13 protein-coding genes are annotated in these 16,501 nt (G+C 68.5%); 7 read left to right on the forward strand and 6 right to left on the reverse strand.

Annotation, left to right across the window (positions count from 1 at the left end; all coding sequences use genetic code 11):
• Nucleotide 1: 1 nt before the first annotated feature.
• Complete coding sequence (aceB, locus tag AB4089_RS12680; protein WP_441409641.1) at nucleotides 2-1,600, reverse strand: malate synthase A; 1,599 nt, start codon at nucleotides 1,598-1,600, stop codon at nucleotides 2-4.
• Nucleotides 1,601-1,637: 37 nt separating this feature from the next.
• Nucleotides 1,638-3,062, reverse strand: a complete 1,425-nt coding sequence (locus AB4089_RS12685) for an NAD-dependent malic enzyme (RefSeq protein ID WP_441409642.1) — start codon at nucleotides 3,060-3,062, stop codon at nucleotides 1,638-1,640.
• Nucleotides 3,063-3,265: 203 nt separating this feature from the next.
• Between AB4089_RS12685 and AB4089_RS12690 the strand changes: the two genes are divergently transcribed.
• Complete coding sequence (locus tag AB4089_RS12690; protein WP_441409643.1) at nucleotides 3,266-4,021, forward strand: IclR family transcriptional regulator; 756 nt, start codon at nucleotides 3,266-3,268, stop codon at nucleotides 4,019-4,021.
• Between the two features lie 109 nt (nucleotides 4,022-4,130).
• On the opposite strand, the gene AB4089_RS12695 is transcribed toward AB4089_RS12690, so the two are convergent.
• Entirely contained in the window at nucleotides 4,131-5,654 is a 1,524-nt protein-coding gene (locus AB4089_RS12695; protein WP_441409644.1) for a nucleobase:cation symporter-2 family protein, read from the reverse strand.
• Nucleotides 5,655-5,819: 165 nt separating this feature from the next.
• Entirely contained in the window at nucleotides 5,820-6,728 is a 909-nt protein-coding gene (gene pucL / locus AB4089_RS12700; RefSeq protein WP_441409645.1) for a factor-independent urate hydroxylase, read from the reverse strand.
• Between the two features lie 466 nt (nucleotides 6,729-7,194).
• On the opposite strand from pucL, the gene AB4089_RS12705 reads away from it, so the two are divergent.
• The 6 genes from AB4089_RS12705 (at nucleotide 7,195) to AB4089_RS12730 (ending at nucleotide 14,026) form a co-directional block, all read left to right on the forward strand.
• Nucleotides 7,195-7,395 carry a hypothetical protein gene (locus tag AB4089_RS12705; protein WP_441409646.1) on the forward strand — a complete coding sequence of 67 codons (201 nt, stop codon included), beginning with the start codon at nucleotides 7,195-7,197 and terminating at the stop codon, nucleotides 7,393-7,395.
• Between the two features lie 298 nt (nucleotides 7,396-7,693).
• On the forward strand, nucleotides 7,694-8,188 hold the full coding sequence (locus AB4089_RS12710) for a nucleoside deaminase (RefSeq protein ID WP_441409647.1): 495 nt from the start codon (nucleotides 7,694-7,696) through the stop codon (nucleotides 8,186-8,188).
• 17 nt (nucleotides 8,189-8,205) lie between these two features.
• On the forward strand, nucleotides 8,206-9,474 hold the full coding sequence (locus AB4089_RS12715) for an XdhC family protein (protein WP_441409648.1): 1,269 nt from the start codon (nucleotides 8,206-8,208) through the stop codon (nucleotides 9,472-9,474).
• Complete coding sequence (locus AB4089_RS12720; protein WP_441409649.1) at nucleotides 9,465-10,424, forward strand: FAD binding domain-containing protein; 960 nt, start codon at nucleotides 9,465-9,467, stop codon at nucleotides 10,422-10,424. Before AB4089_RS12715 ends, AB4089_RS12720 begins: the two co-directional genes overlap by 10 nt.
• Nucleotides 10,425-10,426: 2 nt before the next feature.
• Nucleotides 10,427-13,312 carry a molybdopterin-dependent oxidoreductase gene (locus AB4089_RS12725; RefSeq protein WP_441409650.1) on the forward strand — a complete coding sequence of 962 codons (2,886 nt, stop codon included), beginning with the start codon at nucleotides 10,427-10,429 and terminating at the stop codon, nucleotides 13,310-13,312.
• 69 nt (nucleotides 13,313-13,381) lie between these two features.
• Nucleotides 13,382-14,026, forward strand: a complete 645-nt coding sequence (locus AB4089_RS12730; protein WP_441409651.1) for a uracil-DNA glycosylase — start codon at nucleotides 13,382-13,384, stop codon at nucleotides 14,024-14,026.
• An 11-nt stretch (nucleotides 14,027-14,037) separates the two neighbouring features.
• Here the strand turns inward: AB4089_RS12730 and nboR are convergent, their stop codons facing one another.
• Nucleotides 14,038-14,703: a nicotine blue oxidoreductase gene (nboR, locus tag AB4089_RS12735; protein WP_441409652.1), complete on the reverse strand. Its 666-nt coding sequence runs from the start codon at nucleotides 14,701-14,703 to the stop codon at nucleotides 14,038-14,040.
• 97 nt (nucleotides 14,704-14,800) lie between these two features.
• Nucleotides 14,801-16,501, reverse strand: a 1,701-nt coding sequence (locus tag AB4089_RS12740; RefSeq protein ID WP_441409653.1) for a transketolase-like TK C-terminal-containing protein, incomplete at its 5' end; no start/stop codon positions are given.

The following is a 16,501-nucleotide window of genomic DNA, read 5'->3' on the forward strand; positions in this document are numbered from 1 at the left end:
CTCAGCCCACCAGCTCGTACGCCGGCGTGGTGAGGAAGTCGGTGTAGTCCTCGGACAGGCAGATGTCACCGATCAGGCGGCTGGCCGGCAGGTAGTGCCGGGCGAAGGCTTCCTCGCCCACCTCGCCGCGGAGCTTCTCGGTTTCCTCGGCCAGGATGGCGGTCACCAGCTCGCGTGTGACGGTCCGGCCGGTGTCGGCCAGCACTGAGTGGTTGCGGATCTGCTGCCAGACCTGGGACCGCGAGATTTCCGCCGTCGCGGCGTCCTCCATCAGGTTGTGGATGGCCACGGCACCGTTCCCGGAGATCCAGACGGCGGTGTAGGCGACGGCCACGTAGAGGTTCAGCCGCAGGCCGGCCTCGGTGACCTGGCCCTGCGCGGAGCGGATGTCCAGGAGCTGGTCCGCGGTGACGTTGACCTCGGGCCGCTGTTTGTCCAGCTGGTTGGGCCGCTCGCCCAGGACGGAGTCGAAGACCTCGCGGCAGACCGGCACCAGGTCCGGGTGGGCCACCCAGGAGCCGTCGAAGCCGTCGCCGGCTTCGCGGGTCTTGTCCGCCCGCACCTTCTCGAAGGCCTGGGCGGTCACTTCGGGTTCGCGCCGGTTGGGGATCACTGCCGCCATGCCGCCCATGGCGAAGGCGCCGCGGCGGTGGCAGGTCTTGACCAGGAGATCGGTGTAGGCCCGCATGAACGGTGCGGTCATGGCGACCGTGGCGCGGTCGGGGAGGACGAAGCTTTCGCCTGCATCCCGGAAGTACTTGATGATGCTGAACAGGTAGTCCCAGCGGCCGGCGTTCAGGCCGGAGGCGTGGTCGCGGAGCTCGTAGAGGATCTCGTCCATCTCGAAAGCCGCCGGGATGGTCTCGATCAGGACCGTGGCGCGGACGGTGCCCTGCGGGATGCCGAGGTAGTCCTGGGCGAAGACGAAGATCTCGTTCCACAGCCGGGCCTCGAGGTGGCTCTCCATCTTCGGCAGATAGTAGTACGGTCCGTGGCCATTGGCCAGGAGCCGCTTGGCGGTGTGGAAGAAGTGCAACCCGAAGTCGACCAGGGCGCCCACGGTGTGCTCCCCGCCGATCAGCAGGTGCCGTTCGGCCATGTGCCAGCCCCGCGGGCGTGCCACCACGACGGCGAGCGGCGCGTCGGTGCGCAGCGCGTATTCCTTGCCTTCGGGCGAGGTGTATTTCAGCGTGCCGTCGGCGGCGTCGCGGAGGTTGAGGATCGACTCGACCACGTTGGACCAGGTGGGCGTGCTGGCATCCTCGAGGTCGGCGAGCCACACCTTCGCGCCGGAGTTCAGGGCATTGATCGCCATCTTGGCCGGGGCGGCCGGCCCGGTCATCTCGACCCGGCGGTCCTGCAGGGCCGCAGGCGCCGGGGCCACGCTCCAGTCGGCGTCGCGGATCTCCTTGGTCTCCGGCAGGAAGTCCAGCCGGCCGGTCCGGGCCACGTGCTCGCGCTTGAGCGCGCGGGCCTTGAGGAGCTCGGCGCGGGTTCCGGCAAAGCGGAGGTGGAGTTCTTCGACGAAGGCGAGGGCCTCCGGGGTCAGGATTTCCCCGGCCCGGTCGACGGGGTGGGGATCGGTGACGGTGAGAGCCATTTCTGGTCCTTTCCTAGGCTGCGAATCAGGCTGCTAATCAGGCGTGGGACGGAACGGCGTGGGCACCGGCGTGGGTGGAGCCCTCGCGTGCCGCCGCGGCGACGGCGGAGGCGACGTCGCCGGCAACTTCGGGGTCGAAGACGCTGGGGATGATGTAGCTGGCGTTCAGTTCATCGTCCGCCACCCGGTTCGCGATCGCTTCCGCGGCGGCCACTAGCATGGCCGGGGTGATGTCGGCGGCTCCGGCGTCCAGCAGCCCGCGGAAGAAGCCGGGGAAGGCGAGCACGTTATTGATCTGGTTAGGGAAGTCGCTGCGGCCGGTGGCGACGACGGCGGCGTGCCGGGAGGCGATTACGGGGTCGATTTCCGGCGTCGGGTTGGCCATGGCAAACACGATGGCGTCATCGGCCATCGAGGCAACCTGCTCTTCGCCGATCACGTGCGGGGCGCTGACGCCGATGAAGACGTCCGCGCCGCGGAGTGCCTCGTGCAGGGTCCCCGAGAAGCCCCGCTCGTTGGTGTTCTCGGCGATCCAGGTGCGGTGCTCGTCGTCGTACTGTTCGCCGAAGTGGATGGCTCCCGAACGGCCGGCGGCGATGATGTTCCGTGCCCCCTGGGCCTTCAGGAGCTGGATGATCGCGGAGCCTGCGGCGCCGACGCCGGAGACCACGATCCTGACCTCGGAGAGCTTCTTGTCCACCACTCGCAGGGCATTGACCAAGGCGGCCAGGGTGACGATCGCGGTGCCGTGCTGGTCGTCGTGGAAGACCGGGATGTCGAGTTCTTCGCGGAGCCGGCTTTCGATCTCAAAGCAGCGCGGCGCGGCGATGTCCTCGAGGTTCACGCCGCCGTAGACCGGGGCGAGGGCCTTGACGATCATGATGATTTCCTCGGTGTCCTGGGTGTCCAGGCAGACCGGCCAGGCGTCCACGTTGGCGAACTGCTTGAAGAGGGCTGCCTTGCCCTCCATGACCGGGAGCGCGGCGGCCGGGCCGATGTTGCCCAGGCCCAGGACGGCGGATCCGTCCGTGACGACGGCGATCGTGTTGCGCTTGACGGTCAGGTTCCGCGCGGCGGCGGGGTCCTCGGCGATGGCCAGGCAGACGCGGGCGACGCCGGGGGTGTAGGCGCGGGAGAGGTCGTCGCGGTTGCGCAGGGCCACCTTCGGGACCACCTCGAGCTTCCCGCCGAGGTGCATGAGGAAGGTCCGGTCCGAGACGTGCTGGACCGTGACGCCGTCGAGCGCGTTGAGCGCGTCCTTGACCCGGGCGGCGTGGGCGTCGTCGGTGGTGTTGCAGGTGACGTCGACCACCAGCGTTTCGTGGTGGGACTCGGTGACGTCCAGTGCCGTGATGGCTGCGCCCGCGGCGCCGACGGCGGCCGCGAGTTCGCTGGTTGCCGTGAAGCTGGACGGAGCTTGCACGCGCAGGGTGATCGAATTTCCGGGGCTGGGGTTCGCCATTGAGTTCCTCCTGGTATGGCCCGCGAGGGCCGCTTACGCTTCGACGGATGTTTTCGTATTATGGATATTATTATCTGCTTAGTGGAAAAACAACCCTTTGGGGTCATCGCTCCGGCGGGCCGTGTGCTGTATCTTGGATTTTCAGCCTTATTTCACGATGTGGATAAGAAATGTCGATGCCGACCGCGCAGGAGAGAATGGTTATGGCTGAAAAGCCCTCGGGAGGCGTGCAGTCCGTTGAGCGCGTCTTCGAACTTCTGGAACTGATTACTGATGCCGGCGGTGAAGTCACGCTCAGCGAGCTATCCAACTCCACCGACCTGCCCCTTCCCACCATTCACCGGCTCCTGCGCACCCTGGTGTCCCTGGGGTATATCCGGCAGCTCCCCAACCGCCGCTATGCGCTGGGGCCGCGGCTGATCCGGCTGGGGGAGGCGGCCAACAAGCAGCTCGGCTCCCTCGCCAGGCCGCAGCTCAAATCGCTCGTGGACCGGCTGGGCGAAACGGCGAACATGGGCGTCCTGGACTCCGACATGGTCATCTACGTCGCCCAGGTGCCCTCGCTGCACTCGATGCGCATGTTCACCGAGGTGGGCAAGCGCGGCTACATGCACGCCACCGGCATGGGCAAGGCGATCCTGGCCCAGCTGGACGACGCCACGGTCCGCGGGATCGTGGGACGCCAGGGTATGCCGACGCCCACGCCGAAGAGCATCAGCAACGTCGAAGCGCTGCTGGAAGACCTGGAGCTCATCCGCCAGCGCGGCTACTCCATTGACGAGGAAGAGCAGGAGGTGGGCGTGCGCTGCTTCGCGATGGCCATCCCCGATGCCCCGACGCCGGCCGCCATCTCCGTCTCCGGACCGGTCTCCCGGGTGGACAAGGCCTTCGCGGACAAGGCCGTGCCGCTGCTGCGGGACGCCGCCCGGGCGATTTCGGACGAGCTCAAGCAGGGCTGAGCCCGGAACGCCTCCGGCCGCCGGGCCGGAAGCTTCCTGCAGGCACGACTGGCGGGGCCCACGGCTGTGGGCCCCGCCAGCGTCTGCGATCGCGGCGATGCCTGGCTGCCTAGTGCTCGTCCGCCGCGACTTTGGAGGATGCCACCGGGACTTCCTTGCCCTCGCAGTCGATCAGTTTGCCGTTCTCATAGCGGTCGCCCTCGGCCAGGCACTGGAGGTCCTCCTCGCGGATCACCCGGCCCGTCCCGGCCACGAAGACCGACTGGTTCTCCGAGTTGCCCTTCTTCAGGTGGTTGAAGAGCAGGTTCAGCGAGATGGCCATGACGGCGGCGGAGCTGATGCCGGAGTGGAAGATCGTTGCGAACCAGCTGGGGAACTTGTCGTAGAACGTGGGGGCCGCGATCGGGATCATCCCGAAGCCGATGGAGGCCGCGACGATGATCAGGTTCATGTTGTTCCGGTACTCCACCTTGGCCAGGGTGCGGATGCCGCTCGCCGCCACGGTGCCGAAGAGTACGATCCCGGCGCCGCCCAGGACGGCAGTGGGAACCGCCGCCACCACGCGGCCGAGCACCGGCAGCAGGCCCAACAGCACCAGGATGACACCGCCCGCCGCCACGACGTAGCGGCTCTTGATCTTGGTGACGGCGACCAGGCCGACGTTCTGGGCGAACGCGCTCTGGGTGAAGGAGCCGAAGACCGGCGCCACCAGGCTGGAGACCATGTCGGCCCGCAGGCCCGCAGCGATCCGCTTCGAGTCGACCCGGGTGCCCACGATCTCCCCGACGGCCAGGATGTCGGCCATGGTCTCGGTCAGGATCACCAGGACCACGATCAGCATGGAGATGATGGCGGCGGCCTCGAAGGTGGGGGCGCCGAGGTGGAATGGTGCGGGGAAGGCGACGATCGGGCCGTCACCGACCTTGGAGAAGTCCGCCATGCCGGTCACCACGGCGATCTCCGTTCCGACCACCATGGCCAGCAGGATGGAGAGGCGGGAAATGGTGGCACTGCCGACCTTGCTCAGCAGGAGCACGAGGGCCAGGGTAATGGCCGCCAGCCCGATGTTGGCCACGCTCCCGTAGTCCGGGGCCTTCTTGTTTCCACCCATGGCCCAGTTGGCCGCCACGGGCATCAGGGTAAGGCCGATGGTGGTGATGACCGTTCCCGTGACGACCGGCGGGAAGAACCGGACGATCTTGGAGAACACCGGGGCGATCAGCAGCCCGATGGCCGCCGAGGCGATGACGGCGCCGAACACGGCCGGCAGGCCGCCTCCGCCGGTGACGATGGCGACCATTGTCGCCACGCTGGCGAAGGAAACGCCCTGGACCAGGGGGAGCTGGGAGCCGAAGAACGGCACTCCCAGCGTCTGGAGCAGGGTTGCCAGGCCACCCATGAAGAGGGCGGCGGCGATCAGGACCCCGACGTCGGCCGGAGCCAGGCCGGCGGCCTGGCCAACGATCAGGGGGACGGCGATGATGCCGCCGTACATGGTCAGGACGTGCTGGAAGCCGTAGGCGAAGCTGCTTCCGATGGAGAGCCGTTCGTCTTCGGGGCGGGGCGTGCCGCCGGAACCTCCTGTGCCGCCGGTGCGTGGCAACCGTGCGGTCAATTTCTTGCGTGCGTTCATGGCAGACCTTCTTGGTTCATGGCGGACGTCGTCGTCCGGCTAACAATGTCTGGCTAACGGGTACTGGCTAAAGGGTGTTGATTGATGGGTGCTGAGGTGCTGAAGTGCCGGCCCGGTGGCCCGGGCCGGCTCCGGGGTCATAGGGAGCCCCGGGGCCCGGGTGGCCTAGCAGAAGCCGGCGATCCCGTTCCAGGCGATCTCCGCAGGACTGGCGTCATCGCGCTGGACGGTCGCCTCGATCAGGCCGTAGGGGCGGTCGGCGGCAAAGAAGACCTCGTTCGGGTTATCCAGGCCGAAGGGCGATAGGTCGACCAGGAAGTGGTGCTTGTTGGGCATGGAGAACTTGATCTCGTCGATCTCGGTGTGCGCTTCCAGGACCTTGGCGCCCATCTCGAACAGGGTCTGCTGCAGGGCGTGAGAGTACTTTTCGCTGAAGCCCTCCAGCAGCAGGCTCTTGACGTCCTCGTAGCTCTTGTTGAAGTCGAACGTGCTGAAATCGGTGCCGGTCCTGAAACGCCAGCGGGCCGAGACGTCCGTGGCGAGGATGCGGTCCGCGGTCTCCGGGAGGGTGGTGTACTTGTCCCGCGGGAAGCCGCTGAATCCGGACTGGGTCGACTTCAGCACGGTGAGGTCCTTGAGCCCGGCGATTAGGTGCTCGGTGGCGCCGTCGCGGACAAGGACTGCGGTGCGGACTTCCTGGCCGCTGCGGACGAAGGAGTGGTCGTGCCCGGTGCCGTGGGCCTGGATCCGGTCCCATTTGTAGGACTCGGCAGCCCAGCGGCCGCCGGTGACCCAGTCGAAGTTCGAGGTGAAATGCTTGCCCAGCCGCAGCAGGAAGGCTTCCGGGGAGCCGATGCCGTCCCGGGCGAAGGCGTAGATCGTGTTCTTTTGGGTGTCCGTGGCCACCACGTGGCTGTTGTCGCCTTCGAGGTGGGCGGCTGCGAAGTCTCCCCGGAGCTGCGAGGTGACGTTCAGGTCTTCGATCTCATGGCGGTCGGTGTCCCTGGTGATCTTGACGACCCGGACTTCGGCTTTTCCGTACTGGTTGTGGCCGAGGACGATCTTGTTGCTCATGGTCTGATTCCCAACTTCAGGTATGTGGCACCAAAGTCCCACATAGAAATTAAGCGCTTGTTTCCCGCGCGTTTCTTATTCCGTCGACCCACAAAAAAGAGCCGACATCAGTTGATGCCAGCTCATTACGACCCTGCCTGCTGCTCCCAGGTTACGTGACCTGCGCCACGAATTGGGATTAAGCGTAGCCCGGTCCGGCCGTGGTGTACATCACTTTGTGAAAAATCGGATTGTGACCGCGAGGGTCCCGGCGTGCGAGTGCAGCCCTGGGCCCACTCCTGGCCGCACCCTTGACCGGCGGTTCCCGCGCCACATAGACTTCCACATAACAAGAAATTACTTCCGAATTGTGGAAGTTTCGTGGAACTGTGTCGACCGGTTTGATCCGGCGCAACGAACGCATCGAAGCGGCCACACACAACGAATGCCACACAAGCTATGCCACACAAGCTATGAGGGGGAGTCCATGGACTCGCAGGAGAAGGACAGCACCACCATTGAATTTCCCGCGCCTGAAGTTCCGGCGCCCGAATTTCCGGCCCCGGGCCAGGAGCTGTACCTGCCGTTCGGCGGCACAGACCCGGACTTCTACATTCCGGCCGAGTGTGAGCGCAGGGACCGCGGCTTTTCCCGCTGGCTGCGCTCGCTGCCGCTCTTCGGGCGGTAGCCGCCCCGGGCGGCCGCCCCTCCTGTGGCGTGGTCGGCGCTTCCGTGGGTGCGACGGCGGGGCGTGACGGCCCGGAAACAGAGATTTCACACAACGAAACCGGGCTTCCCCTAAATTGGGGGCGCCGCGCGGACGTCCCGGTGCTACTGTCAGTCTTGCCAACGGCGGGCGGCCCGGTTCCGGGACGCTATCTACCAGGCGCAACCTTCAAGGCACATGCTGAAGACTGGTCACCGTCGCATCCGGCCCTTGCGTTCCCGCAGCGGTGTACCGGCTTCCGCAGGTAGGGAGTGGCAGCGTGAGAGCAACCGATACGGCCCAGAAGTTCCTGGCGAGGTCCATCGAGTTGGCCACGGCCAACGTCCTGGACAGCGGCGGCCCGTTCGGCGCCGTCGTGGTCACCGCGGACGGCCAAGCGTTCGACGGTGTCAACCGGGTCACCGCCACCAACGATCCCACCGCGCACGCCGAAGTCACGGCCATCCGGCGGGCCTGCCGCGAACTTGGCACGTTCGATCTCAGCGGCGCCACGCTCTACTGCAGCTGCGAGCCGTGCCCCATGTGCCTGGCGTCAGCGCTGTGGGCGCGGGTGTCGCGCGTGGTGTTCGCCGCGGACCGGCACGACGCCGCGTCCGCCGGCTTCGATGATGCCGTCTTCTACGAATACTTCGAAAACGATCAGCGCGACGCGCTCATGCCGGTGGGCAGGCTGGAACTGACCGACCCGCACGCCCCCGCGGCCCTGGACCCCTTCAATGCCTGGAACTCGCTCAAGTCCAGGACCGAGTACTAGCGCCGGGGCCAGCGGCCATGTTGGATCTGCTCCCGCACCTGGTCACCTGGCGGCCGGCCGCCTCCGGGCAGCGCTGCGCGGTGGCCACCGTGGTGGGCACGTCAGGATCCGTGCCGAGGCCCGTGGGCACCTCCATGCTGGTCTCCGACGCCGGCGAGGTGCTGGGCAGCCTGTCCGGCGGCTGCATTGAAGGGGCCGTCGTGGAGTCGGCCCTGGAGGCACTGCGCGACGGCGGGACGCGCCGGGAGTTCTTCGGCTACAGCGCCGAGGACGCGTTTGCCGCCGGCCTGACCTGCGGCGGCGGGCTGGAAATCCACATCGAACCCCTGGGGCCGGGGCCAGGCCGGCTGCGGCTGGAGAGCCTGAACGGCCTGGCCCGGCGGCGGCCGGGCAGCGGGGCGGCGCTGATCCGCAGGGTGGACGCCGGCGGGAGCGGCGCCGTCGTGGTTGCTGACCCCCCGGCCTTCCAAGCGGTGCAGTCCGCCGAACTGGCCGCGCTGCTGGGGGCTGAACTGCCGGGGGCCGAGCCGTCGGGGGCGCCCGGTCCCGGCGGTGCCTCGCGCATGCTGCTGGCGGCGGCGGCCCAGCTGGAACCGCTGCTGCGGGGAGGCCGCACCGGGCTGGTCCGGCTCGCGTCTGCGGGGGATTGCCGGCCGGAGCCCGTGAGCCTGCTGGTGGAGAGCCGGCTGCCCGCGCCGCGCCTGTTGATCTTCGGCGCCAATGACTTTGGTGCGGCACTGCTGCCCGCCGCGAAACTCCTGGGCTTCCACGTCACGTTGTGCGATGCGCGTCCGGCCTTCGCACAGCAGGACCGGTTCAGCGCCGCGGACGAAATCGCCACGGCCTGGCCGCACCGGTACCTCGCGGACCAGGTGGGGGCCGGGCGCACCGATTCCCGGACGGCCATCTGCGTGCTCACGCATGATCCGAAATTCGATGTCCCGCTCCTGCAGGCCGCGCTTGGCCTGGATGTGGCCTACGTCGGCGCCATGGGGTCCAGGCGCAGCCACAGCGCCCGGATCGATGCCCTGCGGCGGACAGGTGTGGCCGAACGGGACCTGGCCCGGCTGCACTCGCCCATCGGCCTGGACCTCGGCGCCGTCACGCCGGAAGAGGTGGCGGTGTCCATCGCAGCGGAAATCGTGGCCAACCGGAGCAGGTCCGCCGGGCTGGCCCAGGGCAGCGTGTCCCTCAAGGACGCCAGCGGCCCGATCCACCACTATGCACCAACTGATCACGACAGCAGCGCCGGCATCCCGGTACGTCAGGAGGTCCCATGGACATGAACACCATCGAAGCCGTGGTCCGCACAACGGATCCGGCCGACTGGCGCGAAGGGGACGCCTGGCTCGCCGGGGGAACCGTGCTGTTCTCCGCCGGGAGCCCCGCCTCCGGGGAGGAGCCGCTCCGGCGTCTCCTGGACCTCGGCGGGACGGACTGGACACCCCTGGCAGTCTCGCCGGCGGGCATCGAGCTGGCGGCAACCTGCACCATCGCGCAGCTCTACGCATTCCCCGATTCGGATGCCGGCCGGGGGCTGGCCGGGAACTGGCCCGGCATGGAGCTCGTCCGCCCGTGCTGCGAGTCGTTTGTGGCGTCCTTCAAGGTCTGGAACATGTCCACGGTGGGCGGCAACCTGTGTACCGCCCTGCCTGCCGGGCCCATCATCTCGCTCTGCGCGGCGCTCGAGGGCACAGCCACCATTTTGGGCCCCGGTGGCGGCGCCCGCACGCTTCCGGTGCCGGACTTTGTCACGGGCGACGGAACCAACGCCCTCGCTCCCGGCGAGCTCCTGCGCAGCGTGAGCCTGCCGGCGTCGGCCCTGTCCTCCCGGGTGGCGTTCCGCCGGCTGTCGATGAGCAACCTGGGCAGGTCCGCGGTGCTGCTGATCGGCAGGCTCGACGCCGGCGGCAGGCTGGTCCTGACCGTCACCGCGGCGACCAAACGCCCCGTCCAGCTGCGCCTGAAAACCAGTGCGGCGCCCGCGGACGCTCTCCCCGGGGCCCTTGCCGCCGCCCTTACCGGGGCCCTGGACGCCGCCATCCCGGACGAGCTGTACCACGACGACGTCCACGGCCTGCCCGAATGGCGCAAGGACATGACATACCGGCTGGCCCACGAAATCCTGGCCGAACTCACCGCCCCGGCAGGCCACGAGCCGCCGCGCGTCTCCGGTGACTTCTGGCCGCCGCGGGGCAGGCCCTTGCCCGCCGCATTCCGGGCGGAAGGGGCCTGACCATGTCAGCTGAGATCAACCGCCCCATCGAGATCAACGGCGCCCCGGCGCAGGCCGAACCCCGCCCGGGCCAGTGCCTGCGGACGTTCCTGCGTGAGCAGGGGAACCTGGGCGTGAAGAAGGGCTGCGACGCCGGCGACTGCGGCGCGTGCACGGTGCACGTGGACGGGATGCCCGTGCACAGCTGCATCTATCCCGCCGTCCGCGCGGAGGGCCGGGCCGTCACCACCATCGAGGGCCTGGCCGCCACTTGCGCCTCCGATGCCTCCCGGGCTGCTGAAGCCCCCGCCGGTGCTGCGCTCCATCCGATGCAGCAGCAGTTCCTGGACCGGCAGGGCTTCCAGTGTGGTTTTTGCACGGCCGGCCTGGTGATGACGGCGGCCGCCTTCGACGACGGGCAGAAGGCGGACCTGCCCCGCAACCTCAAGGGCAACCTGTGCCGGTGCACGGGATACCGCGCCATCGAGGACGCCGTCTGCGGGGAGGCCGTGCACGGCAAATCCCGTCACCCGGACCCCGCCGGCTCGGGATCCGGGATCGCCGGGCCGGGCCAGCCGGAGCCGCGCCCCGGGCAGCTGGGAGACGACGTTCCCGCCCCTGCCAGCCTCGCCGTCGTCACCGGACAGGCCCGCTACACCCTGGACGTCCCGGCCGGGGAACTGCCCGGGTTGCTGCACATGAAGCTGCTGCGCTCCCCGCACGCCCACGCCCGCATCCGCTCCATCGACGCGGCGGCCGCGCTGGCCATTCCCGGAGTCGAAGCGGTCCTTACCCACCATGACTCCCCGGCGCAGCTGTTTTCGACCGCGCAGCACGAGCTCTACACCGACGACCCGGACGACACCCGCGTGTTCGACGACGTCGTGCGGTTCACCGGCCAGCGGGTCGCCGCCGTCGTCGCCGTGACCGTGGCGGCGGCGGAGGCGGGCGTGCGGGCCCTCAGGGTCGACTACGAACTGCTGGAGGCTGTCTTCACCCCGGAGCAGGCCATGCTCCCCGGCGCCCCAGCCATCCACGGAGACAAGGACGCGGCCACGGCCCGCATCAGCCAGCCGGAACGCAATGTCGTGGCGGAACTGCATTCCGAGCTCGGCAATGTGGCGGCCGGCTTCGCCGCCGCGGACTTCGTCCACGAGCACACCTACCGGACCCAGCGGGTGCAGCACATGGCGCTCGAAACCCACGCGTCCATCGCCTCCGTCGGCAGCGACGGGCGGCTGCTGATCCGCACCTCCAGCCAGGTCCCGTTCCTGGTCCGGCGGACCCTGGCCCGGGTCTTCGGCCTGCCCGAGGAGCAGATCCGGGTGGTGGCGGGACGGGTGGGCGGCGGGTTTGGCGGCAAACAGGAAGTGCTCACCGAGGACGTCGTCGCGCTGGCCGCCCTGAAGCTCAACCGGCCCGTGCAGCTTGAATTCACCCGGACCGAACAATTCACGGCGGCCACCACCAGGCATCCGTTCACCATCCATCTCAAGGCCGGCGCCAGCCGCGACGGCCGGCTGACCGCACTGCAGCTGGAAGTGCTCACGAACACCGGCGCCTACGGCAACCACGCGCCCGGGGTCATGTTCCACGGCTGCGGCGAGTCGCTGGGGGTGTACAAGTGCGCCAACAAGAAAGTGGACGCCCACGCCGTGTACACCAACACCGTGCCCTCGGGCGCTTTCCGCGGCTACGGACTAAGCCAGATGATCTTCGCGATCGAATCCGGCATCGACGAGCTCGCGACCGGGATCGGCATGGACCCCCTGGAGTTCCGCCGCCGGAACATGGTCAGAGAAGGCGACGACATGCTGTCCACCCGCGATGAGCCCCAGGAGGACGTCCGCTACGGCAGCTACGGCCTGGACCAGTGCACCAAGCTGGTGGAGGACGCCCTGGCCCGCGGCCGGGAACTCGGCCGCGCGGCCGGCCTCGACACCCTGGGACCGGACTGGATGGTCGGGCAGGGGACGGCCCTGTCCATGATCGACACCGTCCCGCCGCGCGGCCACTTTGCCCACTCCAGGCTCCGGCTCCTGCCGGACGGGACGTACGCCGCCGACGTCGGGACGGCAGAATTCGGCAATGGCACCACCACGGTCCACGCGCAGCTAGCGGCCACGGCGCTGTCCACCGACGCCGCACACGTCACCGTTCGGCAGTCCGACACCGACCTCGTGGACCACGACTCCGGTGCGTTCGGATCCGCCGGCACCGTGGTGGCGGGCAAGGCGACGCTGGCGGCCGCCGAGGACCTCGCCGTCCGCATCCGCGGTTTCGCCGCCGGCATCCGCGGGGTTCAGTCCTCCGGCTGCCTGCTGGACGGGGACGCCGTGGTCTGTGAGGGGACCCGGGTGCCGCTGACGGAAATTTACGACGCCGCGGCGGAAGCCGGCGTCGAGCTCGCCGCCGAGGGGCATTGGGGCGGGACGCCGCGTTCGGTGGCGTTCAACGTCCAGGGCTTCCGGGTGGCCGTGAATGCCGGGACGGGGGAGCTGCGGATCCTGCAGAGCGTGCAGGCGGCCGATGCCGGCGTGGTGGTCAATCCGCGCCAGTGCCGCGGCCAGATCGAGGGCGGGATCGCGCAGGCCCTCGGCTCTGCGCTGTACGAGGAAGTCAAGGTCGACGACGCCGGCCGGGTCACCACCGACGTCCTGCGGCAGTACCACGTCCCGACCTTCGCGGACGTGCCGCGCAGCGAGGTGTACTTCGCCGATACGGCCGACAAGCTGGGCCCGCTGGGCGCGAAGTCGATGAGTGAGAGCCCGTTCAATCCGGTGGCGCCGGCGCTGGCGAACGCCATCAGGAACGCCACCGGCGTGAGGTTCTCCCAGCTGCCGATCTCCCGAGACAAGATCTACCTCGGCCTGAAAGCGGCTGGACTGACCCCACCCCGCGTTGGTTGAACCGCATGCGCTTTGGCGGGGTCCCCGGATACCATTTCAGGCACACTTGCTGCTGGAAGGGGCGCCCGCATGGCCGATGCCGCGATCCGGGCCTTCGTTGAGCGGCTGGCGTCCGTGGAGACCGGGCCGGGGTGTAACAACTTTTTCGCCTTTGGCGATGCCGGCAATGCCCAGCGGCGCCGGAACCTGGAGCTCTATCTGCAGGAAATGCTGGACCGGCGTCCAAGGGTGCTGCTGCTGGGCGATGCGCCAGGCTTCCGCGGCATGAGGATCACCGGAGTTCCTTTCACCAACCGCACCACGTTCGAGGGCGGGGCCAACTCGTTCGGGCTGTTCGGGCCGGGGAAGGGCTACGCGCTTCCGGCAGATGCCGCGGGAATCGCGGCGGAACCGACGGCCACGGTGATGTGGGAGGTGCTGGCTGAACTGGAATTCCTGCCGCTGCTGTGGAGTGCCTGTCCGTGGCACACGCACGTACCTGGCCGGCCGCTGTCCAACCGTACGCCAAGGGCCTCCGAGGTTGCCCTTGGAACTCCGTTTTGGCAGGCGCTGACGGAAGAGTTTCCGGTCGAATCCGTGGTGGCCGTGGGCAATGTGGCGCACCGCAGCCTGCAGCTCAGTGACCTGGACGTGCCGAAAGTCAGGCATCCCGCCCACGGCGGCAGGGCCGGGTTCAAGCTTGGCCTGCAGGAGCTCTTAGCCCGCCCGTGCTAAAACCCGCGTTGCTATTCGGGACCCGAGTCCAGAAGGTGCAGCTGGTCGGGGGAGTCGAGGTCCTCGCCGCCGGAGAGGTCGCTGCAGTCCACCAGGTCAACCAGGTCCGGGTGCGCCTGCAGGAAGACGCGCGCTCCGGCGTCGCCCGTTGCCGTTTCCGCGGCTTCGGCGCGAAGGCCGGCGTCGAGCAGCAGCGGATGCCCCCGCCGCAGCTTGCCCTCCGCATCGCGGTAGGCGGCCGCCGTCACGCGGCCCGGACGGTGGGCTGCCTGCAGCCGGGCGACGGCCTCCGGGCCCAGGCCCGGCTGGTCCACGAGCGCGATCAGCACATGGTCCGCCGGGGCCGCCGCGGCAACACCGGCCCGGAACGAGCCACCCATCCCGGTAGCCCAGTCGGGGTTTTCGATGACCGTGTGCCGGCTGAGGTCGGTGGCGGCGCGGACCCTGGCTGCTTCGGCGCCCAGGACCACCACGACTTCACGGCAGCCGCCGTCGAGCAGCACCCCTGCGAGCACTTCAACCAGCGTGCGGCCCCGGAACGGGAGCAGCGCCTTGGGCCCGAGGCCCAGCCGGGTCCCGGCTCCGGCGGCGAGCAGGACCGCCGTCGTCCGTGTCGACGTCCTCTGTGTCGACGTCCTCTGTGCAGCCGTCGTGAGCCGTTCCGATGAGTCAGCCATGGCCCCAGCCTATGCAACCTCCAGCCTATCCAGCCCATATAGCAGTTGACGGCAGTGTTCCGGGGGAACACTGCCGTCAACTGCCCGATCGATGGGGTCAGGCGTCGCCGCCCGCTCCGCCGGTGGTCCCGGCGTTGACGTCCAGGAGCTTGTAACGGTCCATCGCGTAGGCGGGCACCCCGGCGTCGACTTCGCCGCGGCGGGCGAGCATCTGCAGGGAACGGACCACCACGGAGTGGATGTCGTTCTTGAAGAAGCGGCGTGCCGCGGCGCGGGTGTCGGAGAAGCCGAAGCCGTCGGCGCCGAGCGAGGCGAACTCGTTCGGGAGGAACTGCCGGATCTGGTCGGGCACGGCCTTCATGTAGTCCGTGACCGCGACAATCGGGCCGGTGGCGCCGGCGAGCTGCTGGGTGACGAACGGGACACGGGCGGGCTCACCCGGGTTGAGGAAGGCTTCTTCCTCGGCGGCCATGGCGTCGCGGCGCAGTTCGGTCCAGGAGGTCACGGACCAGACATCGGCGGAGACGCCCCAGTCCTCGGCGAGGATCCGCTGGGCCTCGAGGGCCCAGGGGACGGACACACCGGAGGCCAGGATCTGGCTCTTGGGCCCTTCAACGTCCGACGCCGACACCCGGTAGATGCCTTTCAGCACACCGTTGACATCGAGGTTCTCGGGTTCGGCCGGCTGGAAGATCGGCTCGTTGTAGACCGTGAGGTAGTACATCAGGTTCCGGTCTGCGTCGTTGCCGGGGCCATACATCCGCTCCAGCCCGTCCCGGATGATGTGGCCCATTTCGTACCCAAATGCCGGGTCGTAGGTGAGCACTGCCGGGTTGGTGGCGGCGAGGATGGGGGAGTGTCCGTCGGCGTGCTGCAGGCCTTCGCCGGTCAGAGTGGTGCGCCCTGCGGTGGCGCCGATGATGAACCCGCGGGTCATCTGGTCCGCGGCGGCCCAGAAGGAATCGCCGGTGCGCTGGAAACCGAACATCGAGTAGAACACGTAGATCGGCACTAGCGGCTCGCCGTGGGTGGCGTAGGAGGTGCCCGCGGCGGTGAACGCGGCGACCGCCCCGGCCTCGTTGATGCCCGGGTGGATCAGCTGGCCCTGGGCCGATTCCTTGTAGGCGAGGACCAGTTCCCGGTCAACGGACAGGTAGCCCTGGCCGTCCGGGTTGTAGATCTTCGCCGTCGGGAAGAACGCGTCCATGCCGAACGTGCGGGATTCATCCGGCACGATCGGGACAATGCGATGGCCGAACTTCTTGTCCCGGAGCAGGTCCTTGAGCAGGCGGACAAACGCCATGGTGGTGGCGGCCTGTTGCTTGCCGGAACCCCGTTTGGCGACCTCATATGTTGCGGGGTCGGGCAACTCCACGGGCGCATGGTCCGGCCGGCGTTCGGGGACGAAGCCGCCGAGTTCCTTGCGGCGGCCCATCAGGTACTGGATCTCCGGGGAGTCCATGCCGGGGTGGTAGTACGGGGGCCGGTAGAGGTCCGCTTCGAGCTGGTCGTCGGTGATCGGGATGCGCAGGTGGTCGCGGAAGGCCTTGAGGTCCGCGAGGGTGAGCTTCTTCATCTGGTGGGTCGCGTTGCGGCCCTCGAAGTGGGTGCCCAGGCCGTAGCCCTTGACCGTGTGGGCCAGGATGACGGTGGGTTTGCCCTTGAACTCGGTGGCGGCCTTGTACGCGGCGTAGACCTTGTTGTAGTCGTGGCCGCCGCGCTTGAGGTTCCAGATCTGGTCGTCGGTCAGGTCCTGGACCATTTCCTTGGTCTGCGGGGTCTTGCCGAAGAAGTGCTC

The sequence above is a fragment of the Arthrobacter sp. 2MCAF15 genome (genome assembly GCF_052115605.1).
Lineage (GTDB): Bacteria > Actinomycetota > Actinomycetes > Actinomycetales > Micrococcaceae > Arthrobacter.